At 27.4% G+C, this 26244-nt stretch carries 20 protein-coding genes and 1 pseudogene; 1 reads left to right on the top strand and 20 read right to left on the bottom strand.

Translation table 11 applies throughout. The features are described from left to right. Position 1: 1 nt before the first annotated feature. The 15 genes and pseudogenes from E5347_RS08370 to E5347_RS08300 form a co-directional block, all read right to left on the bottom strand. On the bottom strand, positions 2-2776 hold the full coding sequence (locus E5347_RS08370) for a hypothetical protein (RefSeq protein WP_136006326.1): 2775 nt from the start codon (positions 2774-2776) through the stop codon (positions 2-4). Between the two features lie 18 nt (positions 2777-2794). Further along, the gene (locus tag E5347_RS08365; RefSeq protein ID WP_136006324.1) at positions 2795-4120 is read right to left on the bottom strand and encodes a site-specific integrase; all 1326 of its coding nucleotides are present in this window, start codon (positions 4118-4120) and stop codon (positions 2795-2797) included. Between the two features lie 175 nt (positions 4121-4295). After that, positions 4296-5072, bottom strand: a pseudogene (locus E5347_RS08360) (M42 family metallopeptidase); the annotation flags it as partial. Between the two features lie 317 nt (positions 5073-5389). Beyond that, positions 5390-7696 carry a bifunctional glutamate--cysteine ligase GshA/glutathione synthetase GshB gene (gene gshAB / locus E5347_RS08355; protein WP_136006322.1) on the bottom strand — a complete coding sequence of 769 codons (2307 nt, stop codon included), beginning with the start codon at positions 7694-7696 and terminating at the stop codon, positions 5390-5392. Then, positions 7665-9008, bottom strand: a complete 1344-nt coding sequence (locus E5347_RS08350; RefSeq protein WP_136006321.1) for an MATE family efflux transporter — start codon at positions 9006-9008, stop codon at positions 7665-7667. The genes gshAB and E5347_RS08350 overlap by 32 nt, the downstream gene beginning before the upstream one ends. Before the next feature lie 19 nt (positions 9009-9027). Then, positions 9028-9306, bottom strand: coding sequence for an ArsR/SmtB family transcription factor (locus E5347_RS08345; protein WP_136006320.1), 279 nt, complete (start codon positions 9304-9306; stop codon positions 9028-9030). A gap of 260 nt (positions 9307-9566) precedes the next feature. Next, on the bottom strand, positions 9567-10748 hold the full coding sequence (locus tag E5347_RS08340) for an SAM-dependent methyltransferase (protein ID WP_136006318.1): 1182 nt from the start codon (positions 10746-10748) through the stop codon (positions 9567-9569). A 281-nt stretch (positions 10749-11029) separates the two neighbouring features. After that, positions 11030-11377: a hypothetical protein gene (locus tag E5347_RS08335; RefSeq protein ID WP_136006317.1), complete on the bottom strand. Its 348-nt coding sequence runs from the start codon at positions 11375-11377 to the stop codon at positions 11030-11032. Between the two features lie 164 nt (positions 11378-11541). After that, positions 11542-12129: a hypothetical protein gene (locus tag E5347_RS08330; RefSeq protein WP_136006315.1), complete on the bottom strand. Its 588-nt coding sequence runs from the start codon at positions 12127-12129 to the stop codon at positions 11542-11544. Between the two features lie 205 nt (positions 12130-12334). Further along, complete coding sequence (locus tag E5347_RS08325; protein WP_136006314.1) at positions 12335-13147, bottom strand: RelA/SpoT domain-containing protein; 813 nt, start codon at positions 13145-13147, stop codon at positions 12335-12337. Positions 13148-13193: 46 nt separating this feature from the next. After that, the gene (locus E5347_RS08320; protein WP_136006312.1) at positions 13194-15230 is read right to left on the bottom strand and encodes a YgiQ family radical SAM protein; all 2037 of its coding nucleotides are present in this window, start codon (positions 15228-15230) and stop codon (positions 13194-13196) included. Between the two features lie 472 nt (positions 15231-15702). Next, a complete protein-coding gene (locus tag E5347_RS08315) occupies positions 15703-16521 on the bottom strand; it encodes an ABC transporter permease (protein WP_136006310.1) in 819 nt (272 codons plus the stop codon). 1 nt (position 16522) lies between these two features. Next, positions 16523-17395, bottom strand: a complete 873-nt coding sequence (locus tag E5347_RS08310) for an ATP-binding cassette domain-containing protein (protein WP_136006309.1) — start codon at positions 17393-17395, stop codon at positions 16523-16525. A 109-nt stretch (positions 17396-17504) separates the two neighbouring features. After that, the gene (locus E5347_RS08305; RefSeq protein ID WP_136006307.1) at positions 17505-19061 is read right to left on the bottom strand and encodes a HAMP domain-containing sensor histidine kinase; all 1557 of its coding nucleotides are present in this window, start codon (positions 19059-19061) and stop codon (positions 17505-17507) included. Then, positions 19061-19729 (bottom strand): response regulator transcription factor, encoded by a 669-nt coding sequence (locus E5347_RS08300; RefSeq protein ID WP_136006306.1) that lies wholly within the window; start codon positions 19727-19729, stop codon positions 19061-19063. Before E5347_RS08300 ends, E5347_RS08305 begins: the two co-directional genes overlap by 1 nt. 400 nt (positions 19730-20129) lie before the next feature. On the opposite strand from E5347_RS08300, the gene E5347_RS16860 reads away from it, so the two are divergent. Next, entirely contained in the window at positions 20130-20285 is a 156-nt protein-coding gene (locus tag E5347_RS16860; protein WP_168354933.1) for a hypothetical protein, read from the top strand. A 205-nt stretch (positions 20286-20490) separates the two neighbouring features. Here E5347_RS16860 and E5347_RS08295 read toward each other — a convergent pair whose 3' ends face one another. The 5 genes from E5347_RS08295 to E5347_RS08275 form a co-directional block, all read right to left on the bottom strand. Then, the gene (locus E5347_RS08295) at positions 20491-21123 is read right to left on the bottom strand and encodes a DUF4230 domain-containing protein (RefSeq protein ID WP_136006304.1); all 633 of its coding nucleotides are present in this window, start codon (positions 21121-21123) and stop codon (positions 20491-20493) included. A gap of 308 nt (positions 21124-21431) precedes the next feature. Further along, positions 21432-22772, bottom strand: a complete 1341-nt coding sequence (locus tag E5347_RS08290; RefSeq protein WP_136006303.1) for an MATE family efflux transporter — start codon at positions 22770-22772, stop codon at positions 21432-21434. Between the two features lie 323 nt (positions 22773-23095). Next, a complete protein-coding gene (locus E5347_RS08285) occupies positions 23096-23839 on the bottom strand; it encodes a hypothetical protein (protein WP_136006302.1) in 744 nt (247 codons plus the stop codon). Positions 23840-23916: 77 nt separating this feature from the next. Further along, positions 23917-25593, bottom strand: a complete 1677-nt coding sequence (locus tag E5347_RS08280) for an FUSC family protein (protein WP_168354932.1) — start codon at positions 25591-25593, stop codon at positions 23917-23919. A 184-nt stretch (positions 25594-25777) separates the two neighbouring features. After that, complete coding sequence (locus E5347_RS08275; protein ID WP_136006298.1) at positions 25778-26128, bottom strand: arsenate reductase family protein; 351 nt, start codon at positions 26126-26128, stop codon at positions 25778-25780. Positions 26129-26244 lie beyond the last annotated feature (116 nt).

Raw genomic sequence — 26244 nt, 5'->3', positions numbered from 1 at the left:
CTTAACTCCTCTTTGCTAATTCTAAATATCTATTAACATTAATAACTTTACCAATATTATCACCTAAAACCAATGCTAAATCATTTAATACCGGCAAATATAACTCATTAATACTATCTATTGCTATTTCTTTATCAAGTTCAGTTTTAAAATGTTCTAAATCATATAAAATTTTATTAAACTTTTTTTCAAATTCATATATAAAATACCTAAGTGAAATCATATATTCACACCCAATACAACTTAATTTATTTAATGGACAATGATTATTATTTCCATTAATATTATCATAATTATAAGATTTAATTCGTGTTATACCTACATGGTTTTTTCGTGTTATTTTAATCAAGCACTTAGTTTTCTCTTCAATCCCATAAAAGTTTTGTCCATATAAAATATCTTGCAATAGCCCTTCCTTATAACCACCTTGTTTAAAAAAGTTATCTATTTCATCTTGTATTAATAGTATCTTCTTTGCGATAGTCTTAATATTTCTTTCAATTGTATATGGAGTCATATTAAGATTTTGTATTTCAATTATCTTTTCTTCATTACTCTTACTCTTAAATTTTGGATCAACTAATTCCAATAAAGTATGTGCTGTGCTCCCCATAGTACCAGTCGCAAATACCATTACAGATGCCTTAGAAATATCCTTTTTTAAATATATTTTAGTAGTTTCTGACAGAGTATTATTTTTTGATAAATGTCCTCTAGCAACTTGTGTATAATAATAGGAATATGCTATACCTAATTCTTCTGATTTTTCTTTTACTAAAGATAAAAACCCTTTATTCATTTTTATGTTATCAAATGCTCCTCCTAAAATTTCCTCTAAATCAATATCAAAATTATCTTTTAATAATATTTTCATTTTTTGATTTTCTAGGTATGCAGCATTAAATGCTCTATGCTCTAATCTAAAATTATTATTTTTAGAATAATGTATTTCCCTATTAGCCGCGTTAATGCACAGCAATAACGCAACTTCCTTAATAAGGTGACTAGAAATAATGCAATTTAAATATGCATTATTTTTCTTTGCTTTTAATCTTAATCTATATGTTTTCTCCTCAATGCTTTTACATATTTTATATGATCTATTTTCTGTTAATTCATTTCCATCCTCTAGCCATTTAATAAATGATTCTCCATCCGTAATACCTTCTATACTTCTTATACTAGGAATAGGTAACTGATCGACCAAATCCATTTTTCTCCATGCAACACAATAATGCATAAACAAATATAAAACACAACTTGATAGATTCCAATCTCTATATAACTTTTGCAAGTTATTTTTTTTGGCTACTATATCAATTAAATGAACCAATAAACTCAAGAATTGTTCTTCTCTATAAGGTTCCCTATTCCCCCTCTTTGAACAGTCTATAATTCTATCTATATCAAAACTCTTTATATTAATTAGATAGTTTATAAATTTAATCAGTATCCCTCTATCATTTTGACTTACATTAACTACTAGAGCGACTTTTTGAAATAGTTTATTGTTTTCCTCTTTATTGAAAGGGTATAAGTCAATATTTATATTATTTAATATGGCATTGTAAACATTATATATACGAGAAACATATATATAAGACTTTACTTTTGTATTAGTTAATTTAATAAATTCTACAAACAGACTTTTAAATTTAGGAAATCTGTATTCATTTTTATTAGGAAAATATTCTATTTTGGTCATAACCTTGTCATACATACTTTTTGCACTTGCAAACTGTTCATTATAATTATTAATATGAACATATCTATCTACATCTAACTTATTAATATAATAAATTGACTTATATTTCTTTAATATAATGCCATTATTTTTAGCAAGTAATGGTTTTATCGAAACATTATACTGTTGTAAATACTCATTACCAACATAATTATTTTTAAAGTCAGAAAATTCTAAAAATTCTTTTTTAGAAACAATTTTTTTACCTCTATGTATCCATATTACTTTTACATTTGTGTCCCTAAAGGTTCTTTTTATTCTTACAAAATTACCAATATTATTCTGGTATTGTACTAACCTATTAAACATTTCCATATCTAACTCAATATAGTTTTCATTGAATTCTTCATCTGATAATGATAAATACTCTGAAAATGATATATTAATTAGTTTAACTTTTTTCTCCCTAACATATTTCCTTAGATTTTCCTTTACCTTATCAACAGTAGATTTTGGATACATATTTCCTTTTGAAATAAAATTTCCTACATGATTTGTAGGAAAATATAGAAGATTATTATCCAATATATATTTAAATATATTTTTCTCATTGTTATCAAATTGTACACCTTTAAATAAATTATTTACTTCTTTTAATAATTGTTGAGTATTAATACTTTGACATTGAATTATTAACTCTATCCCACTTAAAATAGAGTTAAAATCTTCTTTAGTAATAAATGTTATATCCATTGAAAAAAGTGGAATTAAATAATTATCTACTTTAGTATATAGCCTTCCTTTAACGCTAGCATCATAAAATTTATTATCTTTTATAACCTTAATTATCTTTCTAATTACAGTTGGTCTATCTATACTATTTTTATATAGTTCTACCTGATTAAAGAAATAGTTTTCTTTTATATATATAAATTTATTATTTAATATTATATTATCTCCAACAATGCAATTCTCAGCAATTTTTATTAATCTATTAATAAAAAACTGTTTTTTAACTTTAATAACACTATTTTCATTTAAATACTCAATACATTCATTTATATTCATGTATTCATCACTTACTTTACTCATTTTCATCACACTACCAATTTATTTATATCCCTCTCTAGCATATATACCTTTTATCGGCATATATAACTTGTTTTGGCATTCTCTTATAACTTCTTTACTAGATACTCCAAATGCATAACTATCCTGACTATTAAAACTCTTATGAGCCAAATAATATTGTATAATACGCTTATTAGGTTCTACAGATTGTATCAATTGCTTAAAATAATGCCTTAGAGAATGAGGAGTTATTTTATTATTAGATAAAATTTCTTCTTCTTGAATAGCATCTATATTCCCAAACAAAACTTCTTCCTTAATTGATTTATCTAATAAATCGTTTAATTTTCCAAATCTTCTTAAATATGTTTGTGAAGTCATAGCAAATCCATTATTATTTAAAAATAATGCTCCATATTTATTAGGATATAACCCCTTTGCTTTCAAAAATTCTATATGCATTTGGTAATATACATAAATTGCCTTTGTACAACCAGGATAGATAGGTACTGTTCTCTTTGTTTTAATACCACTTGTTCTAATATTATCAGAGCGTAAAATAATATCCTGAGATAATTCTAAATAAGCACCAAAGCACCTATTCTTAGATAAGCCTTTTATCCTCTCTTCACTTAATTGTGTTATATCCCCTACCCTTAATCCAGCATACGCTCCCAATACTATACCTAAAGTAAGCATATTATCATTTTCTAAAGATAACTCTATTAACTTCGATATACTATATTCACTTAACGTAACTACTTTTTCTCGTGTATTTATCTTAGTTGACATATTAGGTACAACAATATTAATTAAACTTTTTATCTCTTTAGAAGAATAACCATTTTTTGAATGTCTCATGACCTTCTCAAACAAAAAATTTTCTTCTTTAATATACTTTAAATTAAATAATTTTCCATTAGTTTTTCTATCTTTTTTCCACCATAACCAATATACAAAATGACTTAATGCATAAGTAGCACGTTCTACCGATTCTCTTGATCTCCACTCTCCAATAAAATCTTGTGGCAACTCTCCTTGTGAGAACTTATCTAAGAATTCCTCTATTATTTTTATAGTTAAGTCTCTAATATCTCCTATAGGTGTTTCACTATCATTATATATGAAATTTAGAAATCTTATTATATAAGTTAAATGAAAATTCTTTATAGTATTTAATGATTTATTTTTTAAGGTGAAATTCCCCATTCTATCTTTTAAATATTGAGTGAAAGGATGTGCTTCATCTTTTCTATCATCAAAAATACATATATGAAACCTCAACTCATTATTTATTGGCACATTTATAACCGTATAAAAGAAATTTACTCTTTCTTTTCTATATTCATTTATTATAGTATTCACACCCTTTTATTTATTCTGCATATTTGTAATATAAATACAATTATACCATATATTTATTTCGTTTAAAAGTATTGTAAAATAGTAAAAACTAATAAACACTTATATACTCACATATTATACATATGATTATATAATTATTTATTAGTTCATAGTTTTGTTTATTATATGTTATTCACATTGATACATCATATTCTGTACAAGATAAGTCATCCCCAATACATCCCATATCTACAGCAATCATTTCAGTTATATCTTGTGGTATATATGAAGCTCCATGACCAACTTCTTCATAAACTGAAATAAATAATTTTATTGTATATTTCGGTGTGATTTTTTCTCTATTTAAAAGCTCTAGAAGCCCCATTAAAGCAGCTACACTACCCTTATCATCTATAAATCTAGATTTAATAAATCCACTTTCAGTAATAGTAGTCTTAGTATCTAAGAATATAAAATCACCTGGACATATTCCTAAATCTTCAACGTCCTTCTTTGATAGAACTTTCTCATCTATTCTAACTTCCATATTTTCAGGATCACGCTTTTTATCCTTACTATCTGGATAAACGTGAACTGCAGGGCTTGTGCTTAAAAAAGTACCAGTATAAATCTTTCCATCCCTAGTTCTAATCTTACAGTATTCACTATCCATAGTAGCTGGGATAGGCCCTCCAAGTAAGGTAAACTTTAATGTTCCACTACTAGTTATTGACCTAACCATAGCACCTAATGTGTCTACATGAGCAGCTAGCCCTATAACTCTTTCATTACTTTCACCTTTAACAGTTATAACTCCACAGCCTTTTCTAGTAGTACTAAATTCATATCCAAAGCCAGTAGCAATCTTTTTTATTTCTTCCATAATATCAAAGCAAAATCCAGTTGGACTATCAAACTCTAATATCCTTTTTGCAGTATTTAAAACATAATCTTTATTTACTCTATAATTCATCTAACCACTCCTTTATAATAATATTCTTAATATTATATTTATTATTACATTATTCATTCTTAATTTTTCATTGTGCGACAGCACCTATTATCTATAATATTATACCACCTACGATTAAAAATATATATTATGTAACTATAATAAGTTTTACTTTATCTAAAATAATTTTCTAAATTTATTCATAAAAAATGAGCTGTCGCACAAGGACAGCTCATTTAATAATTATTTATATTATTCCATAAGAATTACTAAAGATAACTCTTAATCTTTTATTTTTACTCTTAATAGTTCAACTCACTTTATTTATGATTTATATCTTATTTAATGAAATTAAGTTCTTCTAATATATCTTTTGCTATTTCTCTTTCTTTTCCTTTATAAGGATAAGAGTGAATATGAATAGCTGGGTTAAAGTTTAGTTCTATTATAGAATAATTAATTTCTTCTCTATTATAATCCTCTATCATCATATCTACACCACAAATTCTAGCTCCCACAGCCTGTGCTGATTCTACAGCAATCTTTTTATAAGCATCTGGAATTTCATCTGTATAATCTACACTATCTCCACCTGTACTAATATTGGAGTTTTCCCTTAGATATACTATTTCATCCTTCTTAGGAATATAGTTAAAATCTAATCCATCTTGCTTTAAGAACAGTGCAACATGATCATCTAAGTTGATTTTTTCTAAAGGAGTTTTATATCCCTTACCCCTTAGTGGATTTTTATTCTTTTCTTCTACTAATTCCTTTATACTTCTTTCACCATCACCTATAACATTAGCTGGCACTCTATGAAGTATTCCTGAAACCTTATCTCCAACTACTAAAAATCTATATTCTTTTCCTTTTATAAACTCTTCAACTAAAACTGTATTATCATACTTAAATGCTATATTCATAGCTTCTTTAATATCATCTTCCGATGCTCCATCTTTAAATATAGATATTCCAAGTCCAAAGTTAGTTGATTTTGGCTTAATTACTATAGGCTTATTCACATATCTACAGGCACTTTCTAGAGCATCCTCTAAGCTGAAGAATTCGCTTCCTCTAGGAACTCTTATTCCTTTATCATCTAAAATTTTCTTAGTTACAACCTTATTTTCCATCATTAGAACAGTTATATAACTATCCTTTGATGTCTTAGTTGCTTGCTTAACATATTCAATATGATCATCTTTTTTAAGGGAAATAAAGTTTTCACTTCTATCTAAAACTTCTACCTTTATTCCTCTTTTAATAGCATCCTTCATTAATATTTGAGTTGATAATTCTAAGTCTTCATAGCCATAAAGCTTAAATCTATTTTTATATGCTTCGTCCATATATTTTCTTGATAACTCTAAGTGGCTTTTAATAAATCCTTTTTCCTTAACCATTTCTGATACTCTATAGGCATAAGTTAATTTATTATCTACTATCTTTTCAATCATACCTCTAATTATATCTTCTTTTCCAAGGCTTAACTTGTTATTCATATCTAACATTTCATTTAAGATTGATAATGCCCATGATTCCTTAGATATAGTTTTACCATCCTTATATAAGACTACATCCATTTGTCCATATATAGAAATAATATTTTGATTGTTTTGTGCCTCTTCTTGCCAAGATTTATAATTACTTTCTTCTTTAGTAAGAAGATATAAAGTAAATAAATTAATAAAGTTTAAATCCTCTAATGAAATTCCTACTTTATTAAAAGGATTAATATCTATACTTCTAATTTCTAAATAATTAATACCATCCTTAAGTAGAGATTCTAAGAACTTATTATTATCATAAGCCTTAAGTCTTATTTGAGTATAAAGTTCCTTATGACTATCTATCATCTTATCATCTATAAACTTATATACACTTTCAACATAGCCTTTAACAGACTCATAGTTTGGATATAAATCAATTGGATTCTTATAACCACATTCACTATTTCTATATGAAACAGCCCCATTATTACTAAAACCATCTTTAGCTATCTTATCTAAGTCAACTACACATTTTTCACCAAAGGTTTCATGCATAGTTGTAGTTCCACCTAGAAGGTAAATTAAAATCCATCTATATCTTAAATAATTTCTTACTACCTTTAAATAAAGGTCATCTCTAAAATCTCTATAGCTTTCATTTTTGCCTAGCTTTTTATATAAATCCTCAATTAAATCTTCTCTAAAAGAAAAATTATAGTGAATACCTGAAATTAATTGCTTCTTTCCACCATACTTCTTTAATAACTTTTTTCTATAGTCACTAGCTACTGATCCACTACTACACTTCCCATAATCTGCAATAGGAATCAAATCATCTTCTGGAATATCACATGGCATTGATTGTGGCCATAAGTATTCATCCTTAAGCTCTAAAGCAGTTATATCGTAAATAGAATTTAAAAAACTATATACCTCTTCTAATGTATGTAAGGTTGGAGTAATAAGCTCTATTTGACTTTCAGAAAAATCTGTTGTTATATAGGGGTGAGTTATTTTACATTCAAATACTTCTGGATGCTTTGTTAATGCCAATTTCCCATCTTCATTAACTCTTAATGTTTCACGCTCTATTCCAAAATTACCTCTTAACAACTTTTCTTTATAATTCAGTGACTGAATCACATCTAACATTTTTATACACCTTCCATATTTTCAATTTATAAATTAAATACGCAGTTATTCCTTTTAATACGCTTGATATTGATATAGCAAACCAAACGCCATTTATCCCCAATTTCCCTATTAATACTAAGGCTATTGGTATTCTTAATATAGTAAAAACTATACTTATAATAGCTGGTATCTTAGGATATCCAAGACCAGTAAAAACACCATTTGATATCATTTCTATTGTAGCAAAAACTTGAGAATATCCAATAATCATCAAATATTCACTTGCTATTTTAATTGTTGCCTCTTCTCTTACAAAAAGTTTAACTAAAATATCTGGTGTGAAAATAAATACTATACTTACTAATAAAGCATAAATAATACCTATTCCAACTGCTGTATTATATCCCTTGTTTATTCTATCATATTTTTTTGCTCCAAAGTTTTGTCCTACAAAACCTGATATAGCTCCATTTAGCCCTCCGACTACCATATAAACTACTGACTCAATTTGAAGTCCTATTTTCTGAGCAGCAATAGCATCAGCTCCAAAGCTTCCTATTATTCTTGCTAAAAGAATATTTACAAAAGTAAATAATACTCTTTGAAAGGACATAGGTAGTCCAAGTAGTGCTATTTCTTTTATCTTACTAAAATTAATTCCTAATGAAAAATCCACCTTAAATAAGGATTTTGATTTTCTTATAAATAATAAAAACATAATTCCATTAGCAATTAATGTTGCAAAAGCTGCTCCAGATACTCCTAATTTAAAGGTATATATCATTAATGGATCTAAAACAATATTTATTATAAGACCTGTAGCACTTATAGTTAATGCAGATTTAGTATTCCCAAAACTATTAAAAATTCTTATATATAAAGTATTATAAAAAGAAAAAAATAACATTGGTGCACTTATTGCTAAATATATATATGCATTTTTTTCAACTACTGCATTACCTATATTCAAGAATCCTATAAAACTTTTACCTAAGAAAATAAGTGCTAAACTATATAATCCTCCGACTATAGCATTTAAAATTACTCCATTTAATATGTATTCATCTACGGCCTTATTATCCCTTCTTCCAAAGGAGTGAGCAACTTTTATTCCTGTACCTATAATTACTAATGCATTTATTGAGTATCCAAGCCCCACGTAAAAACTTGAAGAACCTATACTAGCAACAGCATCACTACCTAAGCCTCCTACCCATAGCATGTCTATTAAATTATAAGTAAATTGAAGAAAGGAACTTCCCATTATAGGCAAGGATAAAGCTAAAAGCACATTTAAAACTTTTCCTTTAGTTAAATCAACCTTATTCATAATCTCTCCTAAATTATAATTATTCCTTTAATATTTCATTTAAAAAATCTAAAACTTCATCACATAATTCTTTATCTAATCTATAATGTATCCAAGTTCCTTCTTTTCTGCATTTTACAATTCCAGAATCCATAAGAACCTTCATATGATGAGATAATGTTGGCTGAGTAAACTTAAAGCTCTCGAGTATTATACATGCACATTTTTCCCCAGATGAAAGCATATCCACAATCTTAAGCCTATTCACTTCACTTAATGCTTTTAATATTTTAATATTTTTTTCGTATTTTTTAGTCATAACCATCACCTTTATATATTTTATATAGACAACCATCTATATATGACCCTTATATAAATATAGATAATTATCTATGTTTAGTCAATAGAAATTTTTTAGCCTCCCTTCAGTTTAGCAAATTGATTATAAGTTTATTATTTCAACTTTAAACTATATTTAGTCAATAGAAAATTTTGCAAAGCAAAATAATGAATAATTAATGAAAAAATCCTTAATTATTCATTATCAATTTTAAATTTTGTATCACAAAATTTAAAATATTATTTATATAAATAATCTCTAGTCATTTCTAGTGTGTTATTATTCCCTTTTGAAAATACTATCTGATGTAAATCAATCATTCCATTATTGAATGATGCAGCGCAAGCAGATAAATACAATCCCCACATTCTAACAAATCTTTCATCGAACATTTCTGAAATCTTATCTATATTGTTTTTATAATTATCATACCAGCAAAGTAATGTTTTATGATAATGTCTTCTTAAACTTTCTACATCTAATGTATAATAATCAAATTCACTACCTAAATTTATGATTTCTCTCAAACTAGGGATAACTCCACCTGGAAATATATATTTTTTAATCCATGGATCTCCTGCATGCTCTTTTCTTCCACTAATATAGTGTAACAAAAATAATCCTTGATCTTTTAACACTGAATCCACATTCTTAAAGAAAAGATTGTAATTATCTCTTCCAACATGTTCAAGCATTCCTACACTTACAACTCTATCAAATTTTAAATTACTCTTTTCTAAATCTCTATAATCCATTAATTCAACTGTTAAATATTCTTCTAAATTCTCTTCCTTAATTCTTTCCTTGAATTTTAAATACTGTTGTTCACTTAAAGTAATTCCGACTCCATGAACTTTATATTTCTTAGCAGCTTCAATAAGTAAGTAACCCCATCCACATCCTATATCTAGTAAGCTCATACCTTCTTGAAGTTGCATTTTTTTTAATATATGATTAATTTTATTTTTTTGTGCTTTATATAAAGTATCATCTTCATTTTTAAAGTATGCACAGGAATAGCTCATAGTTTCGTCTAACCAAAGGCTATAAAAATCATTTCCTATATCATAATGCGAAGTTACTTCTTTCTTTTGATTCTGTTTAGATGTTGATGTAAATATTAATTTACTCAATGTACTCTCGTTAACATCAAAATCATCTAACTTCCCTAATACAATATCTAGCGCATCATATAAGTCCCCAGACTCCATATCTAGCTTTTTGTCCATATAAGCTTCACCTAAGGCTAATGATGTACTAGTAAGTAGTAATTTTTTATCGATATCTCCATTTACTTTAATTACAAATTCAGGATCTCCATTCCCCATATTCAGTACTTTTCCATCTTTAAATATGACTTTAAATGGCGCTTGACCTTCTTTCTTAAAATATTTTTTAAGAATCATACTTTCTAATGACATACTTAACACTCCTTCTTCCCATGTTATAAAATTAATAATATTATATTTTATCCCTTTGCAACTAAAATATTCTTTTATATTAAAATCTTGAGATTTTTTTATCAATCTCAATTGAAATACATTTTACAAATTAGTGTAATATCAATAAAACATTGTTTAATGAGAGCATTTTAGGTAATTGATCCTATAAAAAAATTGCAAAGCTAAGATTTCATAGATATCATTAACTTACCCAAAATAAAAAAGGTAATAGATATTAATCTATCACCTTTTACTATAATCTAGTTTCTTAAACTTTCTTCTAATTCTATTTTTTTATTCTGCAATAATTCTAATTCTGCTTCTTTATCTTTTATAACCTTTGTATTATCTTCTATTTGCATATTTATTTCATCAACTGTAGATGTAGAAACCTTGCCTATTCCACCAATTGAATTCCCAATTAAAATTCCAATAAATATTACTATAATTTCTTTGTAGAATCTTCTAAAAAAGTTAGGCTTCTTTACAACTGCATTACCTTCAAAGTCAGGCTCTTTTACTTCTATATTAACTTCATATTGATCTGCTGTATTATCAAAATTACTTTCCTTATCATTATTACTATATATTTGTTTTTGATATCCCAAAGTTCATTACCTCCATATATCTTAACATCTTATCTATTAATACTAACTCATTCACTTTTAACACCAATGGAAAAAAATAACTCTATAATTAATTAAAAGGTTTATCCTTATATTTTCCCTATATTAATTTATTTTCTAAAACTAAATCTCGTACTAATCACACTCTAATAACATTTTGAACAGGCTTCAAATCCTTGTGACCTTGCACTTTCAAGAGTCACTTGCCTAGCCTTTGAAGGATTCATTCTTCCACAATTATTTCTTGAATGATATTTTTCACCAGTTGCTGATAACCATACCATTGTCCCAATTGGTGCTTCTTCTTGGACACTTCCTCCATTACTTCCACTTGAAACATAATAATTCGAATTTTGCTCTGCTTGAGCAAATCTTTCAGCTTCTTCTCTTGCTAATCTATCTGCCTCTTCTTTTGCAAGCCTTTCTGCTTCTGCCTTAGCCTCTGCTTCTGCTTTTGCTTTAGCTTCTTCTTTAGCCTTTCTTTCTGCTTCTGCCTTAGCTATTCTTTCTGCTTCATCTTTCTTTGCCTGAAGTTCATCAACTTTGCTTTTATTTTCCTCTAACTGCTTATCTAATGCTATTATTTTATCATCTAATTGCTCCTTTTGAACAACTAAATTATTATAATCAGCTTGTGGCATATTACTAGCTCCACCAGCGATTCCAAAACCTAAAGCAACAACTAAACAAATAGCAATTCTCTTATTCTTTAAAATAAGATTTTTAATATTCATTATTATTCCTCCTTAACCATTATTTTAATCTTGTCCCCTTGCTAATTTTATCATAATTATCCTCATTTTGAATAGAATATGCTTTTTAAAATTACTGATATTACACTTCTAAATTTTTAATATTCATAGTATCTAAAGTTTTTCTATTATAAAAATAAAAAAGACTCAACTCCTCAATGATTTAAGGAGTTGAGCTTTCTCTTATTTAATTATTTTTTGTATTCAGAGATTTTTTTAGAAGTTCAATTTCTTCTTTCTGTTCTTCAATTATTTTTAAAAGCTCTTCTTCTTTACTAACCCATTCTTTACTAAGGTCATTAATTAAAGAAGCCATTTCATCTGCACTTCCTACAATTCTATTAAATAAAAGAAGATTTGATTTTAAGATTTCTGGGATTTCTATATGGGAATATCTAAGTCTATGATCTATTTCACCATAACCTTCTTCAAATATTGTTCTTACTTGAATTTCAGCTATTACTTTTTCATTAGTTGGATAAAACTCAACTAAGTAGTGAACTGATCTATATCCTGATATTCTTGACCTAACTTCTATATTAAGTTCTTCAAACTTCTTAGTATTATCCCCTTCTCTTACATTTGCAGTAACTTCTATAACCTTCCAAGTCTTAGTTATAAATTCATGAATATCCTGCCATTGATCCTTAAATATATGTATAACTCTAATTCCGATTAAATCATTAATTTCATTTTTATAATTATTTAAGCTAAATTGAAAGTCATCACCATATTTTAATCTTCTATCTTCAGTTTTTCTTATAATTTTTTCTATTAATCTATCTGGTTCTTTTATTCTAGATTTTACTGAATGAATCATTGGCTGAGAACGTAATATATTAGCTATAAACCCTGCTTGATTTTCATAAGATACTTTATAATCTACAAAGTCGTTATAAATATCCTTTAAAACCTCAGTATCTATATTCTTTTCTTCAATTATTTGCTCTACATGCGGATATTTCAATAAAAATTCATCTATCTTAAAACTCTTCTTCATTTATGTTTCCCCTTTGGATATAGACTTAACTTAATTATATTATGACTTATCTTCCTTGTCTTCTACTGCCACCCTTATTACTTTTTGGCTTAGAAGTCTTACCTTTAAAATCTCCAAATTTTCCTTTTGATGAAGTTTTACTATTTGAAGGCTTTGAATTTGATTTACTACTCACTTTTCCAGATGGTTTTGAAGAAGATTTTGACTTAGAGCCTTGTTTTCCTCTATTTGAACTTCCTCTTGCTATTGCTTCTTCTCTTTTCATCTTAGCCATATATCTATCAGCCTTTGATTTGATTAAGCACTTTGGACCATTTCCTATTAAATCTTCTCTTCCAGCCTTAACTAAAGCATCATGAACTAAGTTATAGTTCTTAGGATTTTTAAATTGAAGAAGGGCTCTTTGCATAGCTTTTTCTTCTCTAGTCTTTGGAATATATACTTCTTCACCTGTTATTGGGTTAATTCCTGTATAGAACATAGCTGTTGATAATGTTCCTGGAGTTGGATAGAAGTCTTGAACTTGTTCTGGTTGATACTTAGTATCTCTTAAATACTCAGCAAGTTCTATTGCTTCATTTAATCCACTACCTGGATGGCTCGACATTAAGTATGGAATTAAATATTGTTCCTTACCTAATTGCTTATTTATCTTAAAGAACTTTTCTCTAAACTTATCATAAGTATCACCTGCTGGCTTACCCATATATTTTAAAGTATTTGCTGCAACGTGTTCTGGAGCAACTTTTAATTGTCCACTTACATGATGCTCAACAAGTTCTCTAAAGAAAGTATCATTTTTATCAGCCATTATATAATCGTATCTTAAACCTGAACGCACAAAGGCCTTCTTTACCTTAGGTAACTTTCTTATTTTTCTAAGTAATCCTAAGTATTCACTATGATCTACTATTAAGTTCTTACATGGTTTTGGAGTTAAGCATTGTTTAGATTTACATGCCCCTATAGTAAGCTGAGTCTTACAAGCAGGCTTTCTAAAGTTTGCTGTTGGGCCTCCAACATCATGAATATATCCCTTAAAGTCTTTAAGGTTAGTTATTTCAACTGCTTCATCTAAGATAGAAGCTTCACTTCTACTTTGTACTGCTCTCCCTTGGTGGAAAGTTATAGCACAAAATGAACAGTTACCAAAACACCCTCTTGAACTAACTATACTAAACTTTACTTCTTCTAAAGCTGCAATTCCACCAAATTCATCATATATGGGATGGCTTTCCTTAGTATATGGAAGTGCATATACCCTATCAAGCTCTTCTCTAGTTAGAGGCATTTCTGGTGTATTACTTACTACATATTTATCACCATGCTTTTGAACTAACATCTTACCTCTTACTGGATCTTGTTCTTCATATTGAATTTTAAAGGCTTCAGCATATTTCATCTTATCCTTTGTTACTTCATTCTTTGATGGTAATAGCTTATAATCACCATATATTTCATCTAATGAATCTATAGTATATGTAGTACCATTAACGTGTCTAATATATTTAGCGTCAAAGCCATCATTTAAAGCATTAGCAACTTCAACAATTTGCTTTTCACTCATTCCATATATTAAAAGATCTGCTCCACTATCTATTAATATAGAATTTCTTACATTATCTCCCCAGTAATCATAGTGAGCCATTCTTCTTAAGCTTGCCTCAACTCCCCCTATAACTACATTAATATTTTTATATGCTTCTCTTATTTTATTACAGTAAACTATTGTTGCCCTATCTGGTCTTGCTCCCATTTTACCACCTGGAGTATAAAGATCCTTTTCTCTAGGTCTTTTGCTTACAGTATAATGGTTAACCATAGAATCCATGTTTCCTCCATTAACTAAGAAAGCAAGCCTTGGTCTTCCAAGCTTCATAAAGTCATCTAAACTATGCCAATCTGGTTGTGGAATAATACCAACCTTATATCCTGCATCCTCTAATACTCTAGAAATAATTGCTGTTCCAAAACTGTGGTGGTCTATATAGGCATCCCCTGTAACTATGATAAAGTCACATTGATCCCATCCACGTTCATTCATATCCTCTTTACTTATTGGTAGAAATCTATTATTTGACATTTAAACACCTACTTTATAATTTTATAGGAATTTATAAAATTATAAACTCCTTCTTCAGTTATTGAGTACACATATGTAAGTTTGTAATGACTTGTAGCAAAACGACCTAATAAGCAAACTTACATATGCATACTTTCTATTTCGCTAATTGATTATAACATTATAAATGAATTTTATCATTGATTTTTTTCAATTAACATAATGTTACAAAAGAAAAGGATTGAAAATCAAATCCATTCATGAATACTCAATATCAAAATAGCTCCTGATATTTTTGATATTTAAACTATTAAGGAACTAAAGATATACTTATAATCATTAATGAGGCTGTCGCAGAAATATCCTAAATTAAAAATGAAGAATTGCTAAAATTAATTACTCTCTAAAACTCCTACAGGAGTTTTCTCATTAATTTTTCATTCTTCATTCTTAATTCTTAATTCTTAATTTTTCATTGTATAGCAGCACCAGCCTATTTATTAACTGAAACTTTATTACCTTTATTTACAGATACTTTAGCACTATGGCTAAGTCTAGAATCTTTATTTATAGCTATTATTAAAATAATTAATGCTACTGCTAAGAATAATAATAAGGATTGAATATACGGCATAAAGTTATAGCTACCTTTTTGCCAGAAATCAACGAAGTCTCCTGCCACATAAGTTGTTGGGAATAAATACGCTACCTTCATTAAAGGTTCTGGGAAATCTTTTGCTTGAACTCCAAACATACCACTTAAAATCATTATTCCAAAGTATAAAATCATAGTAATTGCATAAGTTGGTCCAAACTTCTTTATAATTAAAGAAATACCATGAGATAAAATAAAGAATATTATAGCAATTAAATATAATGATCCTATTAAAACTAAAGCTGAGCTTAGAGATGGAACTTGTATATCAAGTGCTATAAAAGATACTGTTGTATATATAGTTAATGCTATTGTCATAAAAATTAAATATGCAATTATTTTAGATGCTACTAAAGTCCTTTCTTTATATCCAAAAAGCCTAAATCTAAGAGGAATATTTTTTTCTAGCTCTTGAGAAAAAGTTGCTGAATATCCAATAAAAACTGTAGCTAGTGGAATCATCATGCTATTACTTATAAAAATATTAGTAACTACTGCTGTTCTCGCTTCTTCAGGAACCTTACCTCCAATTATTGCTCCTAAGAAAATTGACATAAATATTGGGAAAATAACTCCAAAAACTCCTGTAAATATATTACCTACTATATTTCTAAACTCATATTTAATTAAGCTACTTTTAAATAATTTCTCTTTCATTTTAAGCTACCTCCTCACTATTTGCCTTATTCTTTGCATTAATACTCATTATTTCTATATCTGAGTTACTTCTCTTAAAGCTTATATCATTTTCAATTAAAAGCTTAGATACTTCTAATTCCTCTTCAATACTCATGCAAGAAACTGCAATTAAGTGATCTGGAGATTTAATTTTTCTAAAGTTTTTAGTTATTTCTAGATTTTTATCATTATTAGCTAATATAATTATTGATTTACCACAGTACTTTCTAAATAATTCTTTCTTATCTCCAAAATCTACTACTCTTCCCTTTTCTAATATTAATATCTTATTAGTTAACTGCTCTAACTCCTCATAATAATGAGAAACTATACAAATAGTAGTATTTTTATTTCTATACCATTCTTCAATCTTGCTCATTAGCTGTTGTCTTGTTTCAAAATCAAGGCCTGAAGTAACTTCATCAAAGAAAGCTAAAGGCGCATCTTGAATTAACACTAAGATGATAGTAAGTCTTTGCTTTTGTCCTCCAGAAAGTGTGCTATACCTTTTATTTAAACAAGAATTAAAATCAAAAAAATTAATTAACTCTTGAAGCTCTTTATTATTTTTTATCTTTGTATCTAAAACTGCTTCAATAACATGCTTAACTGCCATTGTATCAACATAATTATTAAATTGCATATGTGCTGACATTTCTTCTGGTTTTACCTTTGTGTTTATTGAACCATTATACTTAATAAGTCCTAATATTGACTTTACTAAAGTCGTCTTCCCCGCTCCATTAGATCCTATTATCCCCACTCTATCTCCACTCTCAAACTTTATAGGGCTTTTAATTAATAAAGCTAATTCTTTTCCATACTTAACCTCTAAATTATTTATACTTATCATTATTATTCCTCCCTTTTACTATCTTCCATAGTTTAAGTATAGTTCCTTCCTATGAATTTCATATGAATATGCTATGCAAATTCTCTGTAGCTTTATTTCATATGTGTAGCTAGTTATTAAAGTAAACTATAGCCTTAACACCATTACTAATATTACTTATTTCAATCTTATACCCTAAAAGATTTGAATAATAATATGCTATATATAAACCTAAGCCCCTTCCCCTAGTTTCTGAATTACTTGATACAAAGGCATCAAAAATATTAGGTAAAAGTTCTTCATCTATATGAGCTCCATAGTTAATAATTTTCAGTTTATTTTCTGATAATGTAATTCTTATCTCATTATTTTTATTAGTATAACTAATTGCATTAATAATTAAATTATCTATTATCTTATAAATTAAGTGATAATCTGTCTCTAACAGAGTATCCTTACCTTCAAAGTTTACATTAATAAGTTTTTCCTTTATTCCTATTTCATGTTCAAATAATATCTCATCTATTAAAACCTTAATATTTATTATCTTCTTATTTACATCCTTATTATTAAGATTTAAAATTTCATCTATAATTTTTCTAATAGATATAATCTGCTCCTTAACCTTAGGCAAATACTCCTTTGTATTTTTAAACTTCCCTACTTCGTCTATCATACCTTCAACAAGAAGGAGAGCTGCTGCAACTGGTGTCTTTAATTGATGAGAAGATGCTCTTAAAAATATATCTTGTCTTTTATTCTCTGCTACTAAAAGCCTATTTTTCTCTTCTAATTTAATAAAACTTTCATTTAGCTTGCTATATAACTCATTTAAGGTATCTCCTAATAGAGCTATCTCATCTTCCCCCTTTATTTCAATAGGTAATGCTTCATTTATATTATTCTCTTTAATAAATTCTGCATGATTTGCAAGCTTCTTAATTGGAATTATTATTTTTCTAGAGAAAAAGTAAGTAAAGACTAATAATATTAAAATAAGAACAGCTATTATCATAGGTAAGCTTTGTAATACTATGTCTCTAATATCTTCAATTTTAGGTGTCATTACAGATAATAAAGATACAATTATCTCGCCCTTATCAATTGTAGTAGCAAAGTATGCTGTAAAATAATTTATTCCATCAAAACTATTAAACTCATAAATTACAGTATCATCTGAAACAATATTCATCTTACTTGTGCCTTCATTAAATACATTCTTATTATCACTCTCAATAAACTCAAAATTCACTGGTAAATCCTTAAGAAATACTTCCTGATTAAAACTTTTCTTTAAAGTATCAAAAAGTCTTTCAAAGTAATCATCATTATCTTTTAATTCCTCTATATTCTCTGAGTAATATCTAAGGTCATCTAATAAACTATTTAACTCATTATCTTTAATAGTAATTTTAGCTGTACCAAAAATATTAGATGCATATATATCACTTCCACTGGAGGGTACTCTAACACTAAGGGTTCCCGTTGGATTAGGAGAATGTATAGTATCATAATTTTTATTCCTTATATATTCTTCATGAATTCCCTTTATAGCTTGATAATTACTTTTTCCTTGATAATCAATATATAAGGAAGGTAACATTATAATAAAATAAACTAGTATAAGGGAAAGAATAATTCCTGAAAGTATTGAACTATAGATAAATGTCTTTTTAGACAAGTTCATCAAATTCCCTCCTTATTAAACTGATATCCAACTCCAATAACTGTTTTTATATAATTATGAGGTAATTTTTTTCTTAAATTTTTAACATGAGCATCAATAATTCTATCACTAGAAATATAGTCCTCATTAAATATCTTCATTATTAATTGCTCTCTATTAAATACTCTATTAGGTTCCTTCATTAGAGTTTGTAATAATAAAAATTCACTTAAGGTTAAGTTTAAGCTTCGTCCCATATAATAACCTTGATATGTTTTATCATCTATATAGAACTCATTATTATCATTATCAATGTTTTTCTCAGTGAGACTTCTTCTTAAAACAGCTTCTATCCTCTTTAATAGCAATAAGGGGGAAAAAGGTTTGATTACATAATCATCAGTTTTTAAATTAAAAGCCTTAAGCTGAGTTTGCTCATCTCCAAGAGCTGTAAGCATAATAGTTGCCATATCTTTTTTATTTTCATTTATATATTCTAAAACCTCTAATCCAGTAACTTTAGGAACCATTATATCTAAAATGGCTAAATTAAAATTATCCTTTTTTAACATCTCAATAGCATCTTCTCCATTAGATACACAAGTCACATCATATCCTTGCATCTTCATATACTCATTTGTAACTTCAAGAATATTTGGTTCATCCTCTAAAAATAAAATCTTAATCATAATTTCCCAATCCCCTTATATTAATTTATAAAATAATTATACATTAATTGGAATATTTCTCATAATTTAATATTGTCCACTTTATAGCTTTGTAATCATAACTTAATTATAATTTTTCTCTATGAATTTAGTATGAAGATAGTATGTAAGTTTTAAATGCAAAGCATTTAAAATGAAAAAATTAAGGAATGAAAGAATGAAGGAATGAGGTTTTGCTATGCAAAACCTACTTTATTTTAAAGGTACTCTTATAAAAAAATCTGCAAGAATTTTTTAATTTTTTCATTCTTTAATTCATAAAATGTTGTGCATTTTATGACAACTTATATAATAATTCCTTATAATATTATTCTTAATTCTTCTAATACTATATATGAGTATATTTTAGGAGGTACTAATTATGAAAAGTCAAAATAAAAAAGTCCATTCTAAAGATAATTATCTAAAGAATGGATCTAAATCTCAAAATCAATATGCTAAAAATCATTATAATTTTACTACTGAAGAACCTGCACTTAATGAAAGTGGAATTGAAGCTAAGAAAAAAGGATTTTAGAAAAAGCTGCGTCTAAGCAGCTTTTTCTAGTTAATTATTCTAACTTTATAATTATATGTTTTAACTAAATATCATTAAATTATTGAATTGCTTATTTGATATATTCTTATGCTGTAAGAAATAATACAAAGTAAAACAAGAATATAATAGTCCCTACACCAATGCCTAAGAAGATTAAACGCTTTTTCATAATTATTCCTCCTAATTATTTATCTTTAAAAACTATTTCATACTTGTCCAAATCATATTCCTTAGCAAAAAATTCTATTAAGACTGTTTCAGCATTACTTCGAGCATTTTTTAATAACCCATTTGCAATAGCATCTTCTTCTGCTTTTTCTTTTAAACCTCTCAATGATTCATTATTTTCTGACATAGTAATTTTATTAAAGACACTTTCTTTCTCATGATAAACTTTAAAAGAATCTAAATCTATTTCACTACTCAATACTTTTCCCTCTGGTAACTTAACTTCAATGATGTTATCATTCTTATTCCATTCAATTTCACCAAAATCAAAACCGGCTTTAATAATTACATCATAACTATATATATACTTACTTTGTGTGAAGGGTATTGAAACTCCAAACAAATCTCTTGAATTATCTATAATACTTAGTTCTGTGCAATAGGCATCTTGTGTAGCAAACTCTCCAATATCTTCAAACCCAATTTTTGTAGTCTTATTATCAAAATAAATAACTGTTCTTACTCCAATTAATGCAGCTAAAATAACTACTAAAATTAGAACACCCCATTTCCCTTTTTTAATAATATACTTCTTGAAAAGATTTGATTTCTTAGTTTCCTTTTCTACTATTTCACTTTGTAAACTCATAAAAGCTTTCTCCCCTTAAATTTAAATTTTTATTTCACAATATACCATGTAATTTTTGCGAAATATCATAACTATCTAATTTAAAATTCATTTAATAAGTATCTATAAATTATACTTTTTATTAATCAAAATATTCCAGTTACTAATTTGCTTATATTATCTCTAACTCTAAAATAAAAAATAGATGATTATAAAGTATTAACTATTCTACCTTTATAATCATCTACTATTAAAATATTTAATTTTCTATAATACTAAAAATTAATTTATAATAACTATTTTCTTTGCTCTACAATCCTTGTACACTATTAACTTGCTATATTTTTCATTTTTTTATGATAATAAAGTCCTAATGGAATTGCTGCTGCAAGCCAAGCTATAGGATCAGATAAGCATATTCCTGTATAACCTATAAAGCTAGGTAATGTAAAAGCAACTATTGCCCTTGCTATAAGTTCGAAAGCTCCTGCCATCATAGGAACAAAAGATTCTCCCATTCCTTGAAGGGCATTTCTATATATAAATATTAATCCTAAAGGAATAAAGAATATCGCTGCATAGTTTAAACATTCTTGTGCATAAGCTAATATAGTTGAATCTGGATTATTTATAAATAGCCCTACAAAGAACTTTGCACCGAAAACTAGTATAAGTCCTGCAATAATACTAGTTACTATAGATATTTGAGTACATTTCTTTACTCCTTCTTTTATACGTTCATAGTTTCTTGCACCTAAATTTTGTCCACAATAAGTTGCCATTGTAACTCCAAAAGTAATAGCTGGTTGCATTACTATTTGTAATACTTTAGAAGCTGCTGTATATGCTGCAATTACAGTAGATCCAAATATATTTAAGGCACTTTGTACTGTCATTATACCAAGAGCAGTTATAGAAAATTGTAGTGCCATTGGAATACCTATTTTTAAATGCTTTATATAAACTCTCTTCTTAACTTTGAAATCTTCTTTTTTAAGTCTTAATATCTTATACTTTTTATATGTATATATTAAACATAAAATACTCGAAACTGCCTGAGATATAATAGTTGCATATGCTGCTCCTGCTACTCCCATATTAAAGTTAACTATAAATACTATATCTAAAATTATATTTAAAATAGATGCTATTATTAAAAAGTATAATGGAGTTTTACTATCTCCTAAAGCCCTTAATATACTTGCTAAAATGTTATAGGCAACAGTTGCAATAGTACCTGCATAAATAATTATAATATATGTATAAGCATCATTTATTATATTATCTGGAGTATTCATTAAATTAAGCAATGGTCTAGCTGAAACCACGCTTATTATTGTAACTATAATAGCTGCCATTAAAGATAATACTAGAGCACTTGATGTAGCTTTTTTAAGCCCTTCTTCATCCTTAGCTCCAAATCTTTGAGATACTAAAACACAAAATCCACTAGATAGCCCAACAACAAAGCCATTTATTAAAAATCCCATAGAGCCAGTAGAACCAACAGCCGCTAAGGCATCTACACCTACAAATCTACCTACTATTATTGTATCTACCATACTATAAAACTGCTGAAAGATATTCCCTATAAGTAATGGTATTGAAAATAATAATATAAGTTTCACAGGATTCCCAGTTGTCATATCTTTTGTTAAATTTTTATCCATACTCTGCATTCTCCTCTATATATTTTATAAATATATTTTATCTTTTGTTTTTAGACTTTTATCCTCGATTATATAGAATACCATTTCTTAAGAAAATAATAAAGTATTTTTATTTATGATTTTTTAAATATAATTTCAATTTATATACTTTACTTTTTAAAGAGATTTTCACTTAAAATATTATAAAGTCTTAAAGTATAAATTATTTATTAAACTATTATGTTAAGTAAATATGTTATGTTAAGTAAAATATAGCTGCCCAAAGGCAGCCACATTAATGTAAATAATAATTTTTAATTCTTAATCGTGCGCTAGCACACCTTTTATCTTCTTCTATGATGTCTTGAAGATCTTCTTCCATCATTATTGCCTTGATTACTATTCATTTGACTATTATTATTTCCCATTCCACCATTCATGGAATTTAGTAACATTGAAAGTGGATCCATTTGTTGACCAGCATTACCATCATTGCTATTCATATTACCATTATTACTATTATTGTTATTCATATTACTTGGCATACCTTGATTTCCACCCATAAGCATACCTATTAGCTGGTTCATATCCATACTGTTATTTCTGTTAGTCCCTTGCTGGCCTTGAGATCCCATATTACCTTGAGGACCTTGCTGAGGATTAAGACCGTTCATAAGCATTGACAATGGATTGTTCATATTACTATTCATACCACCATTCATATTACCATTCATGTTACTATTCATATTTCCATTCATATTATTTTGCCCTGGCATTCCGCCACCCATAAGCATACTTAATAATTGATTCATTCCATTGCCTTGATTGCCTGCATTGCCTTGGCCTGCTCCATTTCCCATTCCACCCATTCCGCCCATACCATTCATAAGCATGGATAATGGATTATTTCCTTGGTTTTGTCCTGGCCTTTGTCCTCCCATTCCGCCCATCATTGAACCTAAAAGCATATTCATAAGAGGATTTCCACCTGAGCCGCCCATTGGATTTTGCATGCCACCCATATTAGGCATTCCACCACCCATTTGACCTCCCATAAGTCCTCTAAAAAGCATATCCATCATTTGCATATGGTTTTTCTCCCTATTTTATCGCTATTACTATATAAATATTTATATTCATGTACTTTTGCTACAAAATAGTAATTTTAATTTTTAATCTCAACTAAGGATTTATAAATATCATTCACTCTTATTCTATTGTTTTTTATAAAGTTGTTTTTTTCTTCCTCAGCTGACTCCATTGATAATTTCATCTTATCATCTATAAATCCAGTAATTAGATAAAGATTTCTTACACTATAATCATTATGATCTTCTTTAATATCATACTTCATTTGTTTTATTAAAGAATTATATGTTTCAATAAGATACTTCTTCATATCATCAATCTTATATGGGAAAATAAACTTGTTAGCAAGTAATGTTAAACTTGCACCTATTAGTACAAATAATATTCTTTTACCTACTAACTCAATAGTTCCACCAGCCATTGCTGCTGAGGCCACTGCTGATACTGTTACACATATCATCTTTTCTCTATAATTTCTTGAATATGAATCTGAATATCCTGCCAATAAAATAATAGCAGATCTTGCAGCTTGATTTCTAATAACTGAAAATGATAGTAAAACTATTATTCCACCAATTATAGTTGCAATAACTCTATCCTTTACCCTATTATTTGATACTTCAGAATATGGCTGAATTAAAGAGAAAATTGTAAAGCACATCCATCTTCCTTCAGATAAATTGAATAACTTTGCTATAAATACAGTGAATGATCCTACTATTGCTAATCTTATAGCATATCTTACTTTTGCTGAATCAATTTTCAAATTTCTTTTATGAACAAATATCTTGTTAAAATGGTGTGGAATTTCACATTCTTTTCTTATATTATTTCTTTCCTTATTATCAATAATATCTATACTTTCAACTTTATTATAAAGAATGGTCATTATGTCAACAAACTCATTAACATATTCATCCCTTACTTTTTCATTATTTATATGAGACCTTATTTTATCTATATCTTCTAAACTTAAATTTCTATCTTTTATTATTTCAACTTCACTATATACATCATTTAATAAGTCACTATAGTCATCTCTATTTTCTAATTCACTAATGTTATCCAAAAGTAAATTTATCCTCTCAAGTGCCCATAAAATATCCGTTGTTAATATTCCATCCTTTGTTAGATAATAGTTGTCCACTCTTTTATCATAAATAACTCTCTTTAAGTAATTTATTGATTCTGTAATTGCAAAATTTTCTTTCCCAAAGCTTTCATTTTTCTGTATTGCTATTATCTTATTTAATATATTGTTACTTATATTGTTTATTACCTTGGCTCCAGTTTTTATTACTTTATCTTTATTTACAATAAATTGAGTTATCATTATGAATATAGTTCCAGCTATTAATGCTAAAAACCTATTTATTAAGTCCCTTCCCTCAACAGGATAAAAAATCATAAAGAAATACTGTAAACCAAAGGGTATTACCATAGATTTTTTTAAGTTTCCACTAAGAAAATATCCTATTATAAATAGTCCAATAAAGTTTAATATAATTCCAATCCATACATTTTGAATTGATAAAACAGAAAAAACTAAACTAAATAAATTTAAAAATAATATCTTTAAAAAATTATCAACTGGCATTATAGTTAAATCTACTTCCATAAGAACTAATGCCATAGTAATTATAGTTACACCTATTAGAACATTTCCTGGTCCAAAAATTGTTTTAAATAAATTCACAAATAAAATTATAAAAATGAATATTAGTGTGTTTGTTATTATTTTATTTTTCACCATTACCGCTCCCTTTCTACATCCAAGGAGAAATACTATCATATTAATTTTTATAATTCAATAACGCTATAATTGTTAACTTTCTTTTAAGTTTTAGTCAGTATTCTAAAAAGGCTATATAAAAATACATCTCCTAACCATATGAAAATTATCGTATTTAAATATTATTTTAATTTTATATACAGGTCTATTTACCTTCATTAATCCATTCTTCCCAAACTTCCACCTTAAAACCTACAGTTGCTTTTCTTCCATTTCTAACAAGTGGTGTATTAATTAAAGTTTGATCCTTTAATAATATCTCTTCTTTAATCTCAGCACTTCTTACATTTCCTAAATTAGATCTTATATAATTCTTTGCCTTAGTATTTATAAGTTCATTTATACCAACAGCAGTTTTAACTGATGATAACTCCCCCTTACTCATACCCTTTTCCTTCATATCTATAAATTGATACTTTATTCTTCTTTCTTTGAAAAATCTTTCAGCCTTTTTCGTATCAAAACACTTTTTAGTTCCAAATATCTGTATATTCATAATTGTGTCTGTCGCACAAACAGCCAAATAAAAAATTTTTCATTTTTCATTCTACATTGTGCGTCAGCACTACACCTCACTTTCACCTTTAAATTATATAGTAAAATAATACTTTA

The sequence above is a fragment of the Clostridium sartagoforme genome, assembly GCF_004794105.1.
GTDB classification, from domain to species: Bacteria; Bacillota; Clostridia; order Clostridiales; family Clostridiaceae; genus Clostridium; species Clostridium sartagoforme_B.
This window is presented reverse-complemented; position numbering and strand designations above follow the sequence as displayed.